This is a genomic window from Vibrio sp. E14 (assembly GCF_020515785.1).
Lineage (GTDB): Bacteria > Pseudomonadota > Gammaproteobacteria > Enterobacterales > Vibrionaceae > Vibrio > Vibrio diabolicus.
Map to the genome: position 1 here is coordinate 1 of NZ_JAHPJI010000004.1, position 16,817 is coordinate 16,817.

The window sequence follows — 16,817 nt, forward strand, 5'->3', positions numbered from 1 at the left end:
AATTTGAAAAAGCCCACTCAAAAGAGTGGGCTTTTTTACGTTTCTGGGTTCTGAAAATTACCTAAGCACTCAGAACTCAAACATCTATCGTTAAGGTGTAATGTATTTACTCTCCGCTACTTTCCAAAAAGCCTTCACTAATGGATTCTCTAACTGATTTTTGGTACAGCAGACACCAAGTTCAAACGGCTTAATTGGTAACACTTTTAAGCGATTTATCTTCTCTCTCACCGGGCTATTGTTGATCACGACATCAGGTGCTATACCTACACCGCATCCTAGTGCAACCATACTTACGATGGCTTCATGCCCTGACGTTTGCGCGTAGATATTCGGCTTTATTTTCATTTGTTTGAGCCAAGTATTGGCTCTATCTCTTGCTGTCCCTGCTTCTGGGAGAATGAATGGAATGACTGACCAGTTTGGTCTTTCTTTTTGTAGCTCCTCCGCAAATGAACTCACGCCGACAGGAGCGATGACAGAAAGCGGTATTTCACTGATCGTTTCAAATGCGATTTTGCTTGGCATCTGCTCAGATTTGGCTGAGATGGCAATATCGGCTTCATCTGCTAGAATTTTGTCGATCGCTTGAGCTGGATCGCCGGTTGATAGCTTAAATTCGATAAAAGGATGCTGCAGACGAAAATCAGAGATTAACTCTGGCAGGTGGCTGTAGCTTGCAGTAACCGAACAAAATAGACGGATTTCTCCTTTCAATTCGTCCTCGGCTCCCTTTAGGTGACTTTGGTACTGCTGCCATTCGCCAAGAATTTTTAAGGCGACTGGGACTAGCTTTTTACCTTGGATAGTTAAATCAACGCTACGGTTGTCGCGTAAAAACAATTGTTGGCTGGTTTCCTCCTCTAATTTTTGTATCTGTCGGCTTAAGGCTGAAGGGCTAATATGCATTGCCGCTGCGGTTTTGGCGAAACTTTTACTCTCACAGAGATGAATGAAAAGTTGCAGGCTTTTGATATTCATTAAATCTTCATTTCCATGTTGCATAAATTGCAATAACTAATTGTGAATATATCACTTTAAGCAATTTACTGTCTGTTTTAGTATGAAGTTATTCGGTAAGGCAATTACCGACCTCAATGGAAGAATCTCAAAGGAGCACCCAGATGGCTAATTATTTCAATACCTTAAACTTGCGCGAGCAGTTGGACCAATTAGGTCGTTGTCGCTTTATGGACCGTAGCGAATTTGCTTCAGAAGCGGATTACTTAAAAGGCAAGAAAGTGGTCATCGTAGGTTGTGGTGCTCAAGGTCTTAACCAAGGTCTGAATATGCGTGACTCTGGTCTAGAGGTTGCTTACGCGCTTCGCCAAGCAGCAATTGATGAGCAACGTCAATCTTTCAAAAATGCAAAAGACAACGGTTTTGAAGTAGGTAGCTACGAAACGCTAATTCCACAAGCTGACCTAGTAGTAAACCTTACTCCAGATAAGCAGCACACAAACGTTGTTGAGACGATAATGCCGCTAATGAAAGAAGGCGCAGCGCTAGGTTACTCACACGGCTTCAACGTCGTTGAAGAGGGCATGCAAATCCGTAAAGACCTAACAGTAGTAATGGTTGCACCTAAGTGCCCGGGCACGGAAGTTCGTGAAGAGTACAAGCGTGGTTTCGGTGTTCCAACTCTTATCGCTGTTCACCCAGAGAACGACCCAAAAGGTGAAGGTTGGGATATCGCGAAAGCTTGGGCTGCAGCAACAGGTGGTCACCGTGCAGGCTGTCTAGAGTCTTCTTTTGTTGCTGAGGTGAAATCTGACCTAATGGGTGAGCAAACTATCCTTTGTGGCATGTTGCAGGCTGGCTCTATCGTATGTTACGAGAAGATGATTGCTGATGGTATCGATCCTGGCTACGCAGGCAAGCTTCTTCAATACGGTTGGGAAACCATCACTGAAGCACTGAAGTTTGGTGGTATCACTCATATGATGGATCGCCTAACGAACCCTGCAAAAGTGAAAGCATTTGAACTTTCTGAAGAGCTAAAAGAGCTGATGCGTCCGCTATACAACAAGCACATGGACGATATCATTACAGGTCACTTCTCTAGCACTATGATGGCTGACTGGGCAAACGACGATGCGAACCTACTAGGCTGGCGTGCAGAAACGGGTGAAACTGCTTTCGAAAACTACCCAGAAACTGACGTAGAAATCTCTGAGCAAGAGTACTTCGATAACGGTATCCTGATGGTTGCTATGGTTCGTGCGGGTGTTGAGCTAGCATTCGAAGCAATGACGGCATCTGGCATCATCGATGAGTCTGCTTACTACGAGTCTCTACACGAGCTGCCACTTATCGCAAACACTATCGCACGTAAGCGTTTATACGAGATGAACGTGGTTATCTCCGATACGGCTGAATATGGTAACTACCTATTTTCTAATGTAGCAACGCCGCTACTGCGTGAAAAATTCATGCCTTCTGTTAGTACAGACGTCATTGGTAAAGGTCTAGGTGAAACTTCTAACCAAGTGGATAACGCGACTCTTATCGCTGTGAATGAAACAATCCGCAACCACCCTGTAGAGTACATTGGTGAAGAGCTACGTGGTTACATGACTGATATGAAGCGTATCGCGGTGGGCGGCTAATTTTCTTTGCTTCAAAGCAGAGAAAATATTAAATGAACTCTGGCCAGACTGGAGTCGATAAATACAAAAACACAACATTTAATCAAAAAGCTTGGTCGCCGTTGACCAAGCTTTTTCTTTTTAGCCACTTATGAAACAAGTCGGTTTAATCCGCATAAAAAAACGCTCCTTTATGAGGAGCGTTTTAACACTTATTTTTCTGCAAGCTTCTCTTCAAGCTCCGCCAACTTCTGTTCCATTTCTGTAAGCTTTTGACGCGTGCGCAGCAAAACTTGAGTCTGAACATCAAACTCTTCGCGGCTTACGACATCTAACTTATTCAGTTGGCCTTGGATTACTTGGCGAACCTTCTGATCAACATCAGAGCCTAACTCTTTTACAGGTTGAGGCATTGAGTCGTGAATCTGTTTAGCAATTTGCTCTAATTTCTTTGGGTCAAACATAGTGGCTAAAACTCCTTTTGATTTGTCCTCATTTTAAGTAAATGATACGTGAAAGTCGCCATTTAGATGGCAAAAAAGAGAGCGGCAATAAAAAAGGTCACCGAAGTGACCTTTTTGAATGCCTTAAAAGCTTATCTGTTATCCGCTAATTCACGGTGTGCTGCTTTCGCTTCATCAACTCGTGCTAACTTCTCCAAGTCTTTGTCTTCAACAAATACTGGCAGTGGTTTGTGTTTTTCAGCTAAGTAGCTGTAAATCACAGGTAGTACGAATAGTGTGAACAATGTACCAATTGCTAGACCAGCAACGATGACGATACCGATACTGAAACGTTGCGCGGCACCTGCACCGGTAGCGTACATCAGCGGGATCAGACCTGCGATCATCGCTGCGGTTGTCATTAGGATAGGGCGAAGACGCACTTTCGCAGCCTCCATCACCGCATCAATACGAGACAGTTTATTATGTAACTGCTCTTCTTTGGCTACTTCACAGATCAAGATACCGTGCTTGGTGATCAGGCCGACCAGCGTGATCAAACCAACCTGCGAGTAGATGTTCATTGAGGCAGTACCCCACGCCAACGCGATCAAGGCACCACATATTGCTAGCGGTACAGATACCATGATGACAATAGGGTCGCGGAGTGATTCAAATTGAATCGCCAGAACGAGGAAGATGATCGCAAGTGCAAGACCAAAGGTTGCATACAAGGCACTACCTTCCGTTACAAACTGACGAGATTCGCCCATGTAATCGTGGTTATAGCCTGCAGGCAGTTTGGTTTGTGCGATGTCTTCAAACCAGTTAATTGCATCACCCATAGCAACGTTAGGCGATGGCACCGCACCTACCGTCGCGGAGTTTAACTGGTTGAAGTGTGGCAAAGAGCGAGGCTCTGCAATCACATCAATCGTAATCAAGCTGCTTAGTGGGACGGCTTTACCATCAACAGAACGCACATAGTAGTTCTTCATCGACTCTGGGTTTAGACGCCATTTACGTTCAACTTGAGGAATCACTTCATATGAGCGGCCGTTAAGGTCGATACGGTTAACGTAACCATCAGCCATCATGGTGCTGAGAGTGATACCAATATCTTGCATGGTCACACCGTAGGCACCGGCTTTGTCTTTGTCGATCTTAATCTTCATAGTTGCTGAATCGTAGTTCAGGTCTAGATCGGAATAGACAAACATTGGACTACTTGCAACATCGGTCAGGATATCGCTAGCGATAGTAAACAAGCTTTCGAAGCTATTTGGTGTCGTAATTACAAACTGGACAGGTAGGCCTGAGCCCGCACCAGGCAGTTCTGGCATTTGGAACGCAGTGACAGACATACCTGGGACACTTGAAACTAGGCCTCCCACACGTTTTGTGATTTCAGATTGACTTGCTTCTCGTTCACTCCATGGCTTCAATGTTGCTAGACCAAACGCTTGGTTTGAGTTCGGCACACCGTTAAATACCTGAGCGTATTCTACTTCTGGCTGATCAGAGAGAATCTTATTTACGTCATCCATGGTGTTTTGGATGTAGTCCAAGTTCGCGTTTGATGGTGCGGTACCCATCAGAACAACTACACCTTTATCTTCGGACGGCGCCAGCTCACTAGGAATAAACTTAAATAGAATCGGTAAGCTCGCAAATACAATTATCGCAAATGCAATTACAACAGGACGGTGAGCCATGACTGCTGTAAGCATTTTCTCATAGCGATTAGTCATGCCATCAAGGATATGATGAACTTTTTGCTCAAACTTGCTCGGTTTTTCATTCGCCTTCAGCATCTTTGAACACATCATAGGTGATAGCGTTAAAGCGATGATACCGGACACAAATACCGAACCTGCTAGCGTTAAAGCGAACTCTTTGAACAACGAGCCTGTAATACCGCCCATCAACGCGATTGGTGCGTATACCGCACCTAGCGTTAATGTCATCGCAATAACTGGCACTGCAATTTCACGCGTACCAATGATTGCTGCACGGAATGGTGACTCGCCTTCTTTGATATGACGATCCACGTTTTCTAGTACCACGATCGCGTCATCCACCACCAGACCGATGGCAAGTACCATCGCCAGTAGTGTCATCAAGTTCCAAGAGAAGCCCATTGCCTGCATAACCATCGCTACACCAATCAAAGAGAGTGGAATAGTGACGATAGGAATGATGACCGCACGGAACGAACCTAGGAACAGTGTGATCACTACAAGTACGATAATTGCCGCTTCAAGAATCGTTTTCACTACTTCGTGAATTGACTCGTTGATCGCAATGGTAGAGTCGTACATCACGTTCATTTTGATGTTACTTGGTAAGTTGCGCTCAAGTTGAGGTAATAATTCAAGTACATCAGCAGCGATGTTGATTGGGTTGGCACTTGGCGCGGCGTTGATTGCAGCAACCACGGCTTCTTGGCCGTTTGCACTTGCACGGTAAACGTCGTGGCTCTTCTCAAGTGTTACCTTCGCGATATCACCTAAGCGAATAACGTCCCCTTCACCCGTTTTTACGACCAACGCTTCAAGTTCAGCAACGTTTGATACCTGAGTATCCGCGCTACCGTTATAAAGCACGAACTCACCCGTCGCTTGACCCGTCGCAGATTGGTAGTTGTTGGCGTTAAGAACGCTCATCACATCCGTTGCAGTCAACTTTAATGCGCCCATTTTGGCTGGATCTAGCCATACGCGCAGCGCGTATTTCATACCACCGTAAAGGTCAACTTTTGATACACCATTTACAGTGAATAGCTGTGGGTTGATTACACGCTCAAGGTAGTCGGTGATCTGGCTGGAAGACAACTCGTCACTGGTAAAACCAATATACAATACCGCGGTAGTAGAACCGGTCGACATCGTTACGGTCGGGTCTTCGGCTTCTTTTGGAAGCTGGGAACGTACCGAGTTAGTTTTCGCTAAGATGTCAGCCAATGCCGCGTTTGGGTCGGTATTCAACTTCATGTTGACAGTAATGGTTGATTTACCTAACACCGATTGCGAGGTCATATAATCAATATTATCGGCTTGCGCCACCGCTTGCTCCAATGGCTGAGTAATAAAGCCCTGGATCAAGTTGGCACTTGCACCGTAGTAACTGGTGGTCACGGTGACCACTGTATTCGTCATTTCAGGGTATTCACGAACTTGCATTTTGAACACGGCTTGCAAACCAAGCAATGCAATCAAAAAACTGATCGATACCGCTAAAACTGGACGTTTTATAAAAACATCTGTAAAGCGCATGATGCCTCCAACTTAAAGCATTGGTGTTTCAGCAGGTGGGGTAGTTGCATCGCTTTCGACAATGCTTACTTTTGCGTGGTTACTTAAACGGACTTGACCCGATGTCACCACTACATCACCTGGCTTCACGCCTTCTAGAATGTGTGCGATATCTTTAGAGCGTTCGCCAACTTTTACCACATGCTGCTTAACGCGTTTCTCGCCATCTTCTTCCGTTACGATGTAAACATTGTCGCCGTATAGCGTAAACGTGATCGCAGTTTGAGGCAGAGTGACCTGATTTTCTAATTTAGGCAGAATGATGTTTGCACGTGCGAACATACCACTACGCAGTTTGCCATCACTGTTAGGGATATCTGCTTGAACCTGAATCAAACCACTTTGTACGTTAACCGCAGGCTCAATTGCAGAAATTGAACCTTTGAAAGGCTGATCTGGGTAGGCATCCACGAAGATATCCACTTCTTGGTCGATATTGATACGTGAAATATCGGTTTGCGGCACGGTAAAGCGTAAGCGCATCACGCTGGTGTCTTCCAGGCGAACAATATCGGTACCCGTTTGTAGGTACTGACCTAGATACACGTTACGAATACCTACTACACCATCAAATGGCGCTTTGATCTCGCGTCGGTCGATGGTCGCTTTCAAGCTTTCAATGTCCGCTTTTAAGGAGAAGTAGTTCGCTTCTGCTTCGTCATACGCTTCTTTAGAAATAGAGCCTTTTTTAAATAGCCCTTGGTAGCGTTTGTATTTCGCTTCTGCTGCTGGCAACTTGGCTTGCGAGCTCTTTAAATTCGCTTTCTCAACGTCAGAGTCAAGCAGTACTAATGGCTGACCTGCTTTGACTTGAGTGCCGGAATCAAATGCGATTTTGTCGATAACACCACTGGTTTCGTTTGCGACCGTCACACCTTGGTTTGGTTCGATAAAACCGATAGCCTCGATCACTGGTACCCAATCAACCGCTTGTACTTCCGTCACGGTTACTGGGAACTCAGGTTCAGGACGGTTTGCCATGTATTCAGCAATCTTTTGTTGCTTAAATAAATTGAAACCTATCACGCTGCCGAACAAGAGAACGGCGATAAGTAACATAAAGAAAGTCCACTTTTTCATTCTATTAAGAACTCCAAGTTAGTGTTTAATAATTGCATCCCAACTGGCTTCAATAGCAGCTTCTAATGCCGCCTTATCCAGTTGATAAAATCCCAAAGCGTGTTTCCTAGCAAGTGCAACACTTGCCTCAAAACTCAATCCAGAAAGCACTTCGTTATCGAGAGGCTTGAATACGCCCTCTTCTTTCCCCTGATTAAAAAGAAGATCTACTTGGGCAAACATTTGTCTTTCAAGTTCCCGAGCTTTGCTACTATTTGAACAGGGTAGAGACTCATATTGAACTCGATTGCTGAGCGCATTTAAATTCGAGCTCGCTAGATTCCAAATATTGAGCCACATGGTTCGATATCGCTGTTTTAAAGGCATCTCTTCACTCACGCCCAGTTGCACAGCCGTAGCGACACGCTTTGCAACGTTAAGGCGTAACTCCTCCAAAAGATGTTCTTTATCTGAGAAATAACGATAAATCGTTCCTGCTGCGACACCTGCTTCATTGGCGAGCTTTTGCATGGAAAGCCCTTGAAAGCCCGATTCAGCAATGAGTTGCTCTGCAGCGACTAAGATTTGTTCTCGCTTATCTACAGCAGGGTTATCCTTCATAATCCTACCACTAGTGAATGAACGTTCATTCATTATAGCTCAAATACCCGCCTTTTATGCAACAGAATGTTGCGCTTGTTGGTATGAAAATTACAAGAAATCAGCGTAGCTTTCACGAGGTCACCCCTTTATCATAGGCGCCACATTTATCACCCGCAGAGAATTTCTATGAAGCTGAACCCTAGTCAAGATGAAGCCGTGAAATACGTGTCTGGTCCATGCCTAGTGCTAGCTGGTGCTGGCTCGGGCAAAACTCGTGTTATTACCAATAAAATCGCTTATCTGGTTCAGCAATGTGGCTACAAAGCGCGTAATATTGCAGCGGTGACGTTTACCAACAAAGCGGCGCGTGAAATGAAAGAACGTGTCGGCCAAACGTTGGGGAAAGCCGAGTCTAAAGGGTTGATGGTATCAACGTTCCACACCTTGGGATTAAACATCATCAAACGCGAATACAAGCATTTAGGATTGAAAGCGGGCTTTTCACTGTTTGATGACCAAGACCAACTGGCGCTACTCAAGGAACTTACCGAAAAGCAGCTTGATGGTGATAAAGATCTGCTACGTCAGCTTCTGAGTTGTATTTCCAATTGGAAAAACGACATGTTGACGCCAGAGCAAGCCAAAGCGCGTGCGCAAGGTGAGCAGCAACAATTGTTTGCGTTCTGTTTTGATATGTACCAAAAGCAAATGAAAGCCTATAACGCGCTCGATTTTGATGACCTAATTTTGATGCCCGTCTTACTCTTGCGCAATCATGAAGACGTTCGTCAACGTTGGCAGAACCGTATCCGCTATCTGTTGGTCGATGAGTACCAAGATACCAACACGAGCCAATATGAGTTGGTGAAATTAATCGTCGGTGAACGTGGGCGATTGACGGTCGTAGGAGATGATGACCAGTCCATTTATTCATGGCGTGGTGCGAAGCCTCAGAACCTAGTCTTGCTGGGTGAAGATTACCCGAATTTGCGATTGATTAAGTTGGAGCAAAACTACCGCTCTACGAGTCGAATCCTGCGTGCGGCCAACATTTTGATAGCCAACAACCCTCACGTCTATGAGAAGTCCTTATTTTCAGAAATTCCTGACGGTGAAAAACTCAAAGTGTTGTTGGCTAAAAATGAAGAGCATGAGGCTGAGCGTGTCACGGGGGAGTTGATTGCACACAAATTCTTGAATCGGACCGACTATCGTGATTACGCAATTTTGTACCGTGGTAACCACCAATCACGCTTAATTGAAAAGTCTCTAATGCAAAACCGTGTGCCGTATAAAATTTCTGGTGGCACCTCGTTTTTTGCACGAGCAGAAATTAAAGACATCATGGCGTATTTGCGCGTTTTGGTTAACCCAGATGACGACAATGCATTCTTACGCATTGTGAATACACCACGACGTGAAATTGGCCCTGTAACTTTAGAAAAGCTAGGCAGTTATGCCAATATGCGTGGGAAGAGCCTGTTTGAGTCGAGTTTTGAAATGGGGCTCGAACAGCACTTAACGGGACGCGGCCTGGAAAATTTACGTCGTTTCACCCAATGGTTAGTGGCGATTGCTGACCAAGCTGAGCGTGGTGATACCGTCGAAGCGGTTCGCTCGCTAGTTCGCGATATCCATTATGAAGATTGGCTATACGAAACTTCAGCAAGCCCGAAAGCCGCTGAAATGCGAATGAAGAACGTTTCTGATCTTTACTCGTGGATAGTGGCGGACCTAGAAGGTGACAACTACGATCAAGAAGAGAAAACGTTAAAAGAAGTCGTTCAACGTTTGACCTTGCGTGACATGATGGAACGTGGCGAAGATGAAGACAGCGATGCAGTACAACTGATGACGCTGCACGCATCAAAAGGCCTTGAGTTCCCATATGTATACTTAATTGGGTCTGAAGAAGGTATTTTACCGCACCAAACCAGTATTGATGAAGACAACGTCGAAGAAGAGCGTCGTCTGATGTATGTTGGCATTACCCGTGCGCAGCGTGAACTGACTTTCACTATGTGCAAAGAGCGTCGACAGTTCGGCGAGTTGATCAAACCGACTCAAAGCCGCTTTTTGGATGAGCTGCCATTTGATGACGTTGAATGGGAAGCCAATAAAAAGCCAGTATCAGCAGAAGAGCGTATGGCGAAAGGTCAGGCACACATTGCCAATATTCGAGCAATGTTTAAGAAGTAGAGTAACCTTGTGTTCACTGACTAAAAACAAAAAGGCTTGCCAGTTGGCAAGCCTTTTTCGTTGATGTCTTTACTTATAGACCTTCAATCATGTGGTCGATTGCTGCGATGATTTCATCGTCAGAACAGTCCATACAGGTTCCTTTGGCAGGCATCGCATTGAAGCCTTCTAACGCGTGCTTCACTAACGTCTCTTTGCCTTGTGCAATACGCGGTGCCCAGTCATCGGCATTACCCGTTTTAGGTGCGCCGTTTACACCAGATGCGTGACAAGCAATACAAAAAGTACCATAAACTGTGGCGCCATCACGTGGACCGGTTGGTTCTTCTCTCACTGGCTCAGAACCCGCTAGATAAACATCACCGACAGGTTGGATGCGTTCTGCGATCGCATCGTATTCAGTTTGGCTGATGTCAGAAGCTAAAGCTGCCGTAGAAAACGTTAAGGCAGCGAACAAAACGCTAATCATTTGTCGAGACATATCCATTAAACCCACTTCACATTCCCGAGGTAAGTGACTTACCTATTTATATAGTTAGAGTATTAATGCCGAGCAGAGAAATCACTAAATTCCACTGAATGGCATAGAATGATTAGACAACTTGGTTGCAGCTGTTAAATCAATGTAAATAATGGGTGATTATATCCCGATAACTTGTTGCAATAAACAACAAGTTATCCATGACAGGGCGTGAATCACATCAAAAATTCAGTTTAAAGGAAGATAACTGTCGAAAAAGAGACCAAACGATAAAAAAAGTAAAAAAAGTACTAGACGGCATAGTGTGATATCCGTATTATTCCACTCCGCCGATAGGGCATGCGCCCGTAGCTCAGTTGGATAGAGCGTTGGCCTCCGGAGCCAAAGGTCGAAGGTTCGAATCCTTTCGGGCGTACCATTGCCTCGGAGGATACATCGGTAAAAAATCAGTGGTGGCTATAGCTCAGTTGGTAGAGCCCCGGATTGTGATTCCGGTTGTCGCGAGTTCAAGTCTCGTTAGCCACCCCATTCTTTCTTTTTTAGATTGAATGCGGTAGCATTGCTCCCAATCTTGATTAAATCAAGATAAAACATCGTCGGTGAATAGCGCAGTTTGGTAGCGCATCTGGTTTGGGACCAGAGGGTCGGGGGTTCGAATCCCTCTTCACCGACCACTATTTAGTTTATGGCTGAGATAGCGGTAAACATGACAATTTGATGGTGGCTATAGCTCAGTTGGTAGAGCCCCGGATTGTGATTCCGGTTGTCGCGAGTTCAAGTCTCGTTAGCCACCCCATTCTTTATTTAAAGAATACATGCTCGGTGAATAGCGCAGTTTGGTAGCGCATCTGGTTTGGGACCAGAGGGTCGGGGGTTCGAATCCCTCTTCACCGACCACTATTAGAAAGCCTGCTTTTTAGCAGGCTTTCGTCGTTTTAGAGTTTATGATCTCGCTTGGACGACTATTAGTCGACAGTATTTCAAAGGATTTGAACCCAAATGGGGTTCGCCTGAAGTTAGAATACGGCTCTTCACCGACCGCTATTTAGAGCCCCAGTCGAAAGACTGGGGCTTTTTTGCATCTATCCTCTTAAAAGCATCTGCATTCGATTTCAATTTCACCAAAAGTGTACAGCTCTAGGGGCTTTTGACCACCTATGATCCAAATGCTTTTCGAGCTGACAAAATAAACCCCAGAACGACGTCTGGGGTTTTGTGTTTTTATGATCCGCTACTTTTATTGGGCGAGTGTTTTAAGGATTTCTCTCAGCTCTACCGTTTCTTGGATTTCAAAATTTGGCGTTATATCTGTTGAGTTACTTGCGCCTGTCGCATTTACCCACACACTCAAAATGCCCATATTGTTAGCGCCTGCTATATCTGCTGGTAAAGAGTCGCCAATGTGTAGGGCTTCTTCTGGTTTTACTTCGACCAAGTTGAGCGCTTTTTGGAAAATGCTCGCAGCGGGCTTCTCTTCGGGCTCTTCTCCCCCCACAATAATATGGTCCACCCAGTCGCTCATCTGTGTCGCGCTGAGTTTAGGGTGTTGAGAAAAAATCGGGCCGTTAGTGATCACGACGAGTTTATAATGCTGACGAAGGTCGCTGAGCATTTCTTTTACACCAGGGAAGAAAGTGAACGCGCCCATACGTGCAGAGTCAAAGTAGTCTTGAGCTTGTTGAGCCTCTTCGGCATTAATGCTGACTCCGTGCTCCGCCAATATATTTTGGATCAGGCCACAACGGAACGCGTTTTCATCAGGTAGCAGAGCCACAAGGTGAGGGAATTTCGCATTCAGCTTCTTGTACACACCCTGTAAGTAGCGCTGTAAAAAAGCTTGTGGTTCGGTAACTTGCGGGTAGGTCTTATGAATCCAAGTCGTAAACTTTTGTCCTGCAACTTTATCGGCTTGTGACGTCGCACATAAAGTCTCGTCCATATCAAAAAAAATTGCTTTAAGCACAGGGGCTCCTTTCATTTACAGCTTGGCTCTAACATTGATTATCTATTATCCCACTCTGAATTGTGCCGTAAAGGGTTAAAACCGACGTGTTTCACCTACAATGGGAGAGTGATGGTAACCGCACTTTTTTTTGTTTAGTCAACAAACCGCTTAAGTGGCGCATAATCGTCGTCGACAAAGGATTTGTGTGGTTTTGCTGTTGTGTTCACGTTTTAGCCTATCCTTTCTCTTTCTAAGTTTGGCTTTTTATATTTGCCGACTATTTTATTAATAGTTTTTTATGTTGAAAAATTGCTTTTCGCATACGATATTGTTTGTTAAATGTTAATAATCACACATGAATAGTATGGCTAATGATCCTGGTTGGCTCATGCTTATTTTTAGAGCATTTTTCTAGTTTTATTGGTGCATGGCGCACAAAAATAGTGTGATATGAAAATGGTTAAATACTTGTTAATGCATTTTTATTCGCTCATTGTGCGTTTATTTAATGTTTTCTCGGCGGAATATACTTTAATTGTTGCTTTTTTGTGTGATTTTTGCCAAATTGTTTCCGCATTAAGATTTCAGAGTATTATTCTGAATTTGAACGGATTCATTCAGGTGATGAATGGTGCCTTTGGCGCGATTCGATACCACAGACAAGGCAGTAGAGGTCTGAAATGTCACTATTAGAAGTGAAAAACCTTCGTATTGAATACCCATCCCGACACGGCGTTCACGCTGCCGTGAAGTCACTTTCTTTTCATATTGAACGTGGTGAAATCGTGGGTGTTGTTGGCGAATCAGGTGCGGGTAAATCCACCGTTGGTAACGCCGTTATTGATTTGCTTAGCCCTCCAGGTCGCGTTGCTAGCGGCGATGTTTTCTTGGATGGAGAAAAAATTTCTGGTTTATCACCAGAAGCGATGCGTAAGGTTCGCGGATCGAAGATTGGTTTTATTTTCCAAGATCCAATGACCTCACTTAACCCACTTTTTACGGTTGAGCAGCAGCTGAAAGAGACGATCCACGCCAACATGAAAGTCTCTGATGAAGAGGCGTATCAGCGTGCGCTTTCTCTGATGCAGCAAGTTGGCATCCCGCAGCCAGAAAACCGCTTGAAACAATACCCACACCAATTCTCTGGTGGTATGCGTCAGCGTGTCGTCATTGCGATTGCTTTGGCTGGTGAGCCAGATCTGATCATTGCGGACGAACCAACTACGGCGTTAGACGTTTCTATCCAAGACCAAATCCTCAACTTGATCCGAGAATTGTGTATTAAGAACAATGTCGGCTGTATGCTGGTTACTCACGATATGGGGGTGGTCTCCAACGTCACCGACCGCGTCGCGGTAATGTATCGTGGTGACTTGGTGGAGTTTGGACCAACAGCCAAAGTGTTGGGCGACCCTGATCACTCCTATACTCGCAGCCTAATTTCAGCCGTTCCACGTTCAGACAGAAAGCTAGATCGCTTCCCTTTGGTTAGCTACATCGAAGAAGCGGCAGAAATGGAGCCACTCGACATCAAGAATCACTGGCTAGGACAAAGTCAGGATGAGCGCGAGTACACAGGCCCGCTTTTAGACGTGAAGAACGTTAATCTACGCTTTGTCACCAAAGACTCTTTATTTGAAAGCCGTCGCGAATACGTGCAAGCATCCAATAATGTGAGCTTTGAAGTGCATGAAGGCGAAACCTTTGGTTTGGTGGGTGAGTCTGGCTCTGGTAAATCAACCATTGCGCGAGTTATTGCTGGTTTATACCAACCTAACTCTGGTCAGGTGAAGTTTGAGGGTATTGACCTGACAGCTTTAACCTCTGAGAAAGAACGCCGCCCAATGCGTCGTCAGATGCAGATGGTGTTCCAAAACCCGTATACCTCAATGAACCCTCGTATGAAGGTATTCGATATTATTGCTGAGCCTATCCGTTTTCATAAACTGACGAAAAACGAGTCGGAAACTCGCCAAATCGTGAATGACCTTCTCGATCATGTTGGTTTGGGCCGCATGGCTGGGCTTAAGTACCCTCATGAATTCTCCGGTGGTCAGCGTCAGCGTATTTCTATTGCGCGTGCGTTGGCGACTCGTCCTCGACTTTTGATTTGTGATGAACCGACATCGGCACTGGACGTATCGGTACAGGCACAAATTCTAAACTTGCTGAAAGATCTGCAAAGTGAGCTGAACTTGACTATGTTGTTTATCAGCCACGATTTACCTGTTATTCGCCAGATGTGTGACCGAGTAGGTGTGATGCAAATGGGTACACTGTTAGAAGTGGCACCAACAGAACAGTTATTCACGGCACCTCAACACGAATACAGCAAAAAATTGATTTCTCTGATGCCTGAATTTACAGGCTTGCGAGAAGAGATCGAGACGGCATAAACCAAGCACCTCGCTTGGCTAACCTTTAGTCATAACAAAGACGCAAACACAACAACAAGGGATCCGTATCCCCGCATGAAGGAGTTATGCAAATGAAAACCATGAAAAGCAAATTAGCAGTGGCGCTAATGGCGGCGGGCCTAAGCTTTAATGCACTGGCAGCAGATATCAAAGTTGGCTACGCAGCTGACCCAGTATCGCTTGACCCACATGAGCAGCTATCAGGTGGCACACTGCAAATGTCACACATGGTATTTGATCCGTTAGTTCGCTTTACTCAAAAAATGGATTTCGAACCTCGTCTAGCAGAGAGCTGGGAGCGCATTAACGACACTACCGTTCGTTTTAAATTGCGTGAAGGTGTGAAATTCCACTCTGGTAATACCCTAACGGCTGACGACGTTGTATGGACGTTTGAGCGTCTACAAAGTTCTCCTGATTTTAAAAACATTTTCGACCCGTACGAGAAAATCGTCAAAGTGGACGACAACACGTTCGATCTTGTAACCAAAGGTCCTTACCCACTAGTGCTGCAAACTGCAACGTACATTTTCCCTATGGACAGCAAGTTCTACACGGGTAAAACAGCAGACGGCAAAGACAAGTCTGAGCTAGTGAAGCACGGTAACTCATTTGCATCGACTAACGTATCTGGCACGGGGCCATTCATTGTGACATCACGTGAGCAGGGCGTAAAAGTGGAATTTGAACGCTTTAAAGATTACTGGGACAAAGAGTCGAAAGGTAACGTTGATAAGCTAACGCTTGTACCAATCAAAGAAGACGCGACTCGTGTAGCTGCGCTACTTTCTGGCGGCGTTGATATGATTCACCCGGTAGCACCAAACGATCACAAACGTGTGAAAGACGCAGACGGCATCGATCTAGTCACGCTACCAGGTACTCGTATCATCACGTTCCAACTAAACCAAAACAGCAACGAAGCACTGAAAGATGTTCGCGTTCGCCAAGCGATTGTTCACGCAATCAACAACGAAGGCATCGTTAAGAAAATCATGAAAGGCTTCGCTACTGCAGCTGGTCAGCAGAGTCCAACTGGCTACGTTGGTCACGATGACAAGCTAGTACCTCGCTACGATCTGAAGAAAGCAAAACAACTGATGAAAGAAGCGGGTTACGAAGACGGCCTGACGCTAACTATGATTGCGCCAAACAACCGCTACGTAAACGATGCGAAAGTAGCGCAAGCGGCGGCGGCAATGTTGTCTAAGATTGGCATCAAGGTTGATCTGAAAACTATGCCAAAAGCGCAATACTGGCCTGAGTTTGATAAGTGTGCGGCAGACATGCTGATGATCGGTTGGCACTCGGATACAGAGGACTCGGCAAACTTCAACGAGTTCCTAACTATGACTCGTAACGAAGAAACCGGTCGTGGTCAGTACAACTGTGGTCACTACTCAAACCCAGAAATGGACAAAGTGGTTGAAGCTGCAAACGTAGAGACGGACCCTGCGAAACGTGCAGCAATGCTGAAAGGTGTCGAAGCGACGCTATACAACGATGCTGCATTCGTACCGCTACACTGGCAAAGTGAAGCGTGGGGTGCGAAGTCTAACGTGAAAGCCGCAGACATCGTGAACCCAATGGTAATGCCTTACTTTGGCGACCTAGTTGTCGAGTAATCATACTTAGTCATGACAGAGAGGGGCGTCAGTCCTTCTCTGTTTTCGACACTTGGCTCGGTTTTATTTCAGTCGGATTGAGCCAGTTTTACAGACTGAATTTTCTCTCTAAGTTTAGAGATCTATGGATAGTTAAGGGGCAA

The 16,817-nt window shown here is 45.3% G+C and carries 11 protein-coding genes and 5 tRNA genes; 9 read left to right on the plus strand and 7 right to left on the minus strand.

The window, feature by feature from the left end; translation table 11 throughout:
- Nucleotides 1-90: 90 nt before the first annotated feature.
- Nucleotides 91-981, minus strand: coding sequence for an HTH-type transcriptional activator IlvY (ilvY, locus tag LIX84_RS12145; protein ID WP_226421594.1), 891 nt, complete (start codon nt 979-981; stop codon nt 91-93).
- 143 nt (nt 982-1,124) lie between these two features.
- On the opposite strand from ilvY, the gene ilvC reads away from it, so the two are divergent.
- Entirely contained in the window at nt 1,125-2,609 is a 1,485-nt protein-coding gene (gene ilvC, locus LIX84_RS12150) for a ketol-acid reductoisomerase (RefSeq protein WP_226421415.1), read from the plus strand.
- Between the two features lie 191 nt (nt 2,610-2,800).
- On the opposite strand, the gene ubiK is transcribed toward ilvC, so the two are convergent.
- The 4 genes from ubiK to LIX84_RS12170 form a co-directional block, all read right to left on the minus strand.
- Nucleotides 2,801-3,052 carry a ubiquinone biosynthesis accessory factor UbiK gene (gene ubiK, locus LIX84_RS12155; protein WP_005398178.1) on the minus strand — a complete coding sequence of 84 codons (252 nt, stop codon included), beginning with the start codon at nt 3,050-3,052 and terminating at the stop codon, nt 2,801-2,803.
- A gap of 131 nt (nt 3,053-3,183) precedes the next feature.
- Nucleotides 3,184-6,306, minus strand: a complete 3,123-nt coding sequence (gene vmeD / locus LIX84_RS12160; protein ID WP_048624578.1) for a multidrug efflux RND transporter permease subunit VmeD — start codon at nt 6,304-6,306, stop codon at nt 3,184-3,186.
- 12 nt (nt 6,307-6,318) lie between these two features.
- Nucleotides 6,319-7,425 (minus strand): multidrug efflux RND transporter periplasmic adaptor subunit VmeC, encoded by a 1,107-nt coding sequence (vmeC, locus tag LIX84_RS12165; RefSeq protein WP_226421416.1) that lies wholly within the window; start codon nt 7,423-7,425, stop codon nt 6,319-6,321.
- Between the two features lie 18 nt (nt 7,426-7,443).
- Nucleotides 7,444-8,025, minus strand: a complete 582-nt coding sequence (locus LIX84_RS12170) for a TetR/AcrR family transcriptional regulator (protein ID WP_005398171.1) — start codon at nt 8,023-8,025, stop codon at nt 7,444-7,446.
- Between the two features lie 168 nt (nt 8,026-8,193).
- On the opposite strand from LIX84_RS12170, the gene rep reads away from it, so the two are divergent.
- The gene (gene rep / locus LIX84_RS12175; protein WP_226421417.1) at nt 8,194-10,206 is read left to right on the plus strand and encodes a DNA helicase Rep; all 2,013 of its coding nucleotides are present in this window, start codon (nt 8,194-8,196) and stop codon (nt 10,204-10,206) included.
- Between the two features lie 73 nt (nt 10,207-10,279).
- On the opposite strand, the gene LIX84_RS12180 is transcribed toward rep, so the two are convergent.
- Entirely contained in the window at nt 10,280-10,693 is a 414-nt protein-coding gene (locus LIX84_RS12180) for a c-type cytochrome (protein ID WP_226421418.1), read from the minus strand.
- 335 nt (nt 10,694-11,028) lie between these two features.
- On the opposite strand from LIX84_RS12180, the gene LIX84_RS12185 reads away from it, so the two are divergent.
- From LIX84_RS12185 to LIX84_RS12205, 5 genes are all read left to right on the plus strand, one after another.
- A tRNA-Arg gene (locus LIX84_RS12185) sits at nt 11,029-11,105 on the plus strand.
- A 34-nt stretch (nt 11,106-11,139) separates the two neighbouring features.
- Nucleotides 11,140-11,215 (plus strand) — tRNA-His (locus LIX84_RS12190).
- 69 nt (nt 11,216-11,284) lie between these two features.
- A tRNA-Pro gene (locus LIX84_RS12195) sits at nt 11,285-11,361 on the plus strand.
- 46 nt (nt 11,362-11,407) lie between these two features.
- Nucleotides 11,408-11,483 (plus strand) — tRNA-His (locus LIX84_RS12200).
- Nucleotides 11,484-11,507: 24 nt separating this feature from the next.
- A tRNA-Pro gene (locus LIX84_RS12205) sits at nt 11,508-11,584 on the plus strand.
- A 340-nt stretch (nt 11,585-11,924) separates the two neighbouring features.
- On the opposite strand, the gene LIX84_RS12210 is transcribed toward LIX84_RS12205, so the two are convergent.
- Nucleotides 11,925-12,650, minus strand: coding sequence for an HAD family hydrolase (locus tag LIX84_RS12210; RefSeq protein WP_226421419.1), 726 nt, complete (start codon nt 12,648-12,650; stop codon nt 11,925-11,927).
- Nucleotides 12,651-13,312: 662 nt separating this feature from the next.
- On the opposite strand from LIX84_RS12210, the gene LIX84_RS12215 reads away from it, so the two are divergent.
- Nucleotides 13,313-15,028 carry a dipeptide ABC transporter ATP-binding protein gene (locus tag LIX84_RS12215; RefSeq protein WP_005379108.1) on the plus strand — a complete coding sequence of 572 codons (1,716 nt, stop codon included), beginning with the start codon at nt 13,313-13,315 and terminating at the stop codon, nt 15,026-15,028.
- Between the two features lie 92 nt (nt 15,029-15,120).
- On the plus strand, nt 15,121-16,674 hold the full coding sequence (locus LIX84_RS12220) for an ABC transporter substrate-binding protein (protein WP_046874194.1): 1,554 nt from the start codon (nt 15,121-15,123) through the stop codon (nt 16,672-16,674).
- Nucleotides 16,675-16,817 lie beyond the last annotated feature (143 nt).

Excerpts from the sequence above, each read along its gene's own strand:
- ilvY (WP_226421594.1), bottom strand. The coding sequence starts at position 981 with ATGAATATCAAAAGCCTGCAACTTTTCATTCATCTCTGTGAGAGTAAA.
- ilvC (WP_226421415.1), top strand. The coding sequence starts at position 1,125 with ATGGCTAATTATTTCAATACCTTAAACTTGCGCGAGCAGTTGGACCAA.
- ubiK (WP_005398178.1), bottom strand. The coding sequence starts at position 3,052 with ATGTTTGACCCAAAGAAATTAGAGCAAATTGCTAAACAGATTCACGAC.
- vmeD (WP_048624578.1), bottom strand. The coding sequence starts at position 6,306 with ATGCGCTTTACAGATGTTTTTATAAAACGTCCAGTTTTAGCGGTATCG.
- vmeC (WP_226421416.1), bottom strand. The coding sequence starts at position 7,425 with ATGAAAAAGTGGACTTTCTTTATGTTACTTATCGCCGTTCTCTTGTTC.
- LIX84_RS12170 (WP_005398171.1), bottom strand. The coding sequence starts at position 8,025 with ATGAAGGATAACCCTGCTGTAGATAAGCGAGAACAAATCTTAGTCGCT.
- rep (WP_226421417.1), top strand. The coding sequence starts at position 8,194 with ATGAAGCTGAACCCTAGTCAAGATGAAGCCGTGAAATACGTGTCTGGT.
- LIX84_RS12180 (WP_226421418.1), bottom strand. The coding sequence starts at position 10,693 with ATGGATATGTCTCGACAAATGATTAGCGTTTTGTTCGCTGCCTTAACG.
- LIX84_RS12215 (WP_005379108.1), top strand. The coding sequence starts at position 13,313 with ATGTCACTATTAGAAGTGAAAAACCTTCGTATTGAATACCCATCCCGA.
- LIX84_RS12220 (WP_046874194.1), top strand. The coding sequence starts at position 15,121 with ATGAAAACCATGAAAAGCAAATTAGCAGTGGCGCTAATGGCGGCGGGC.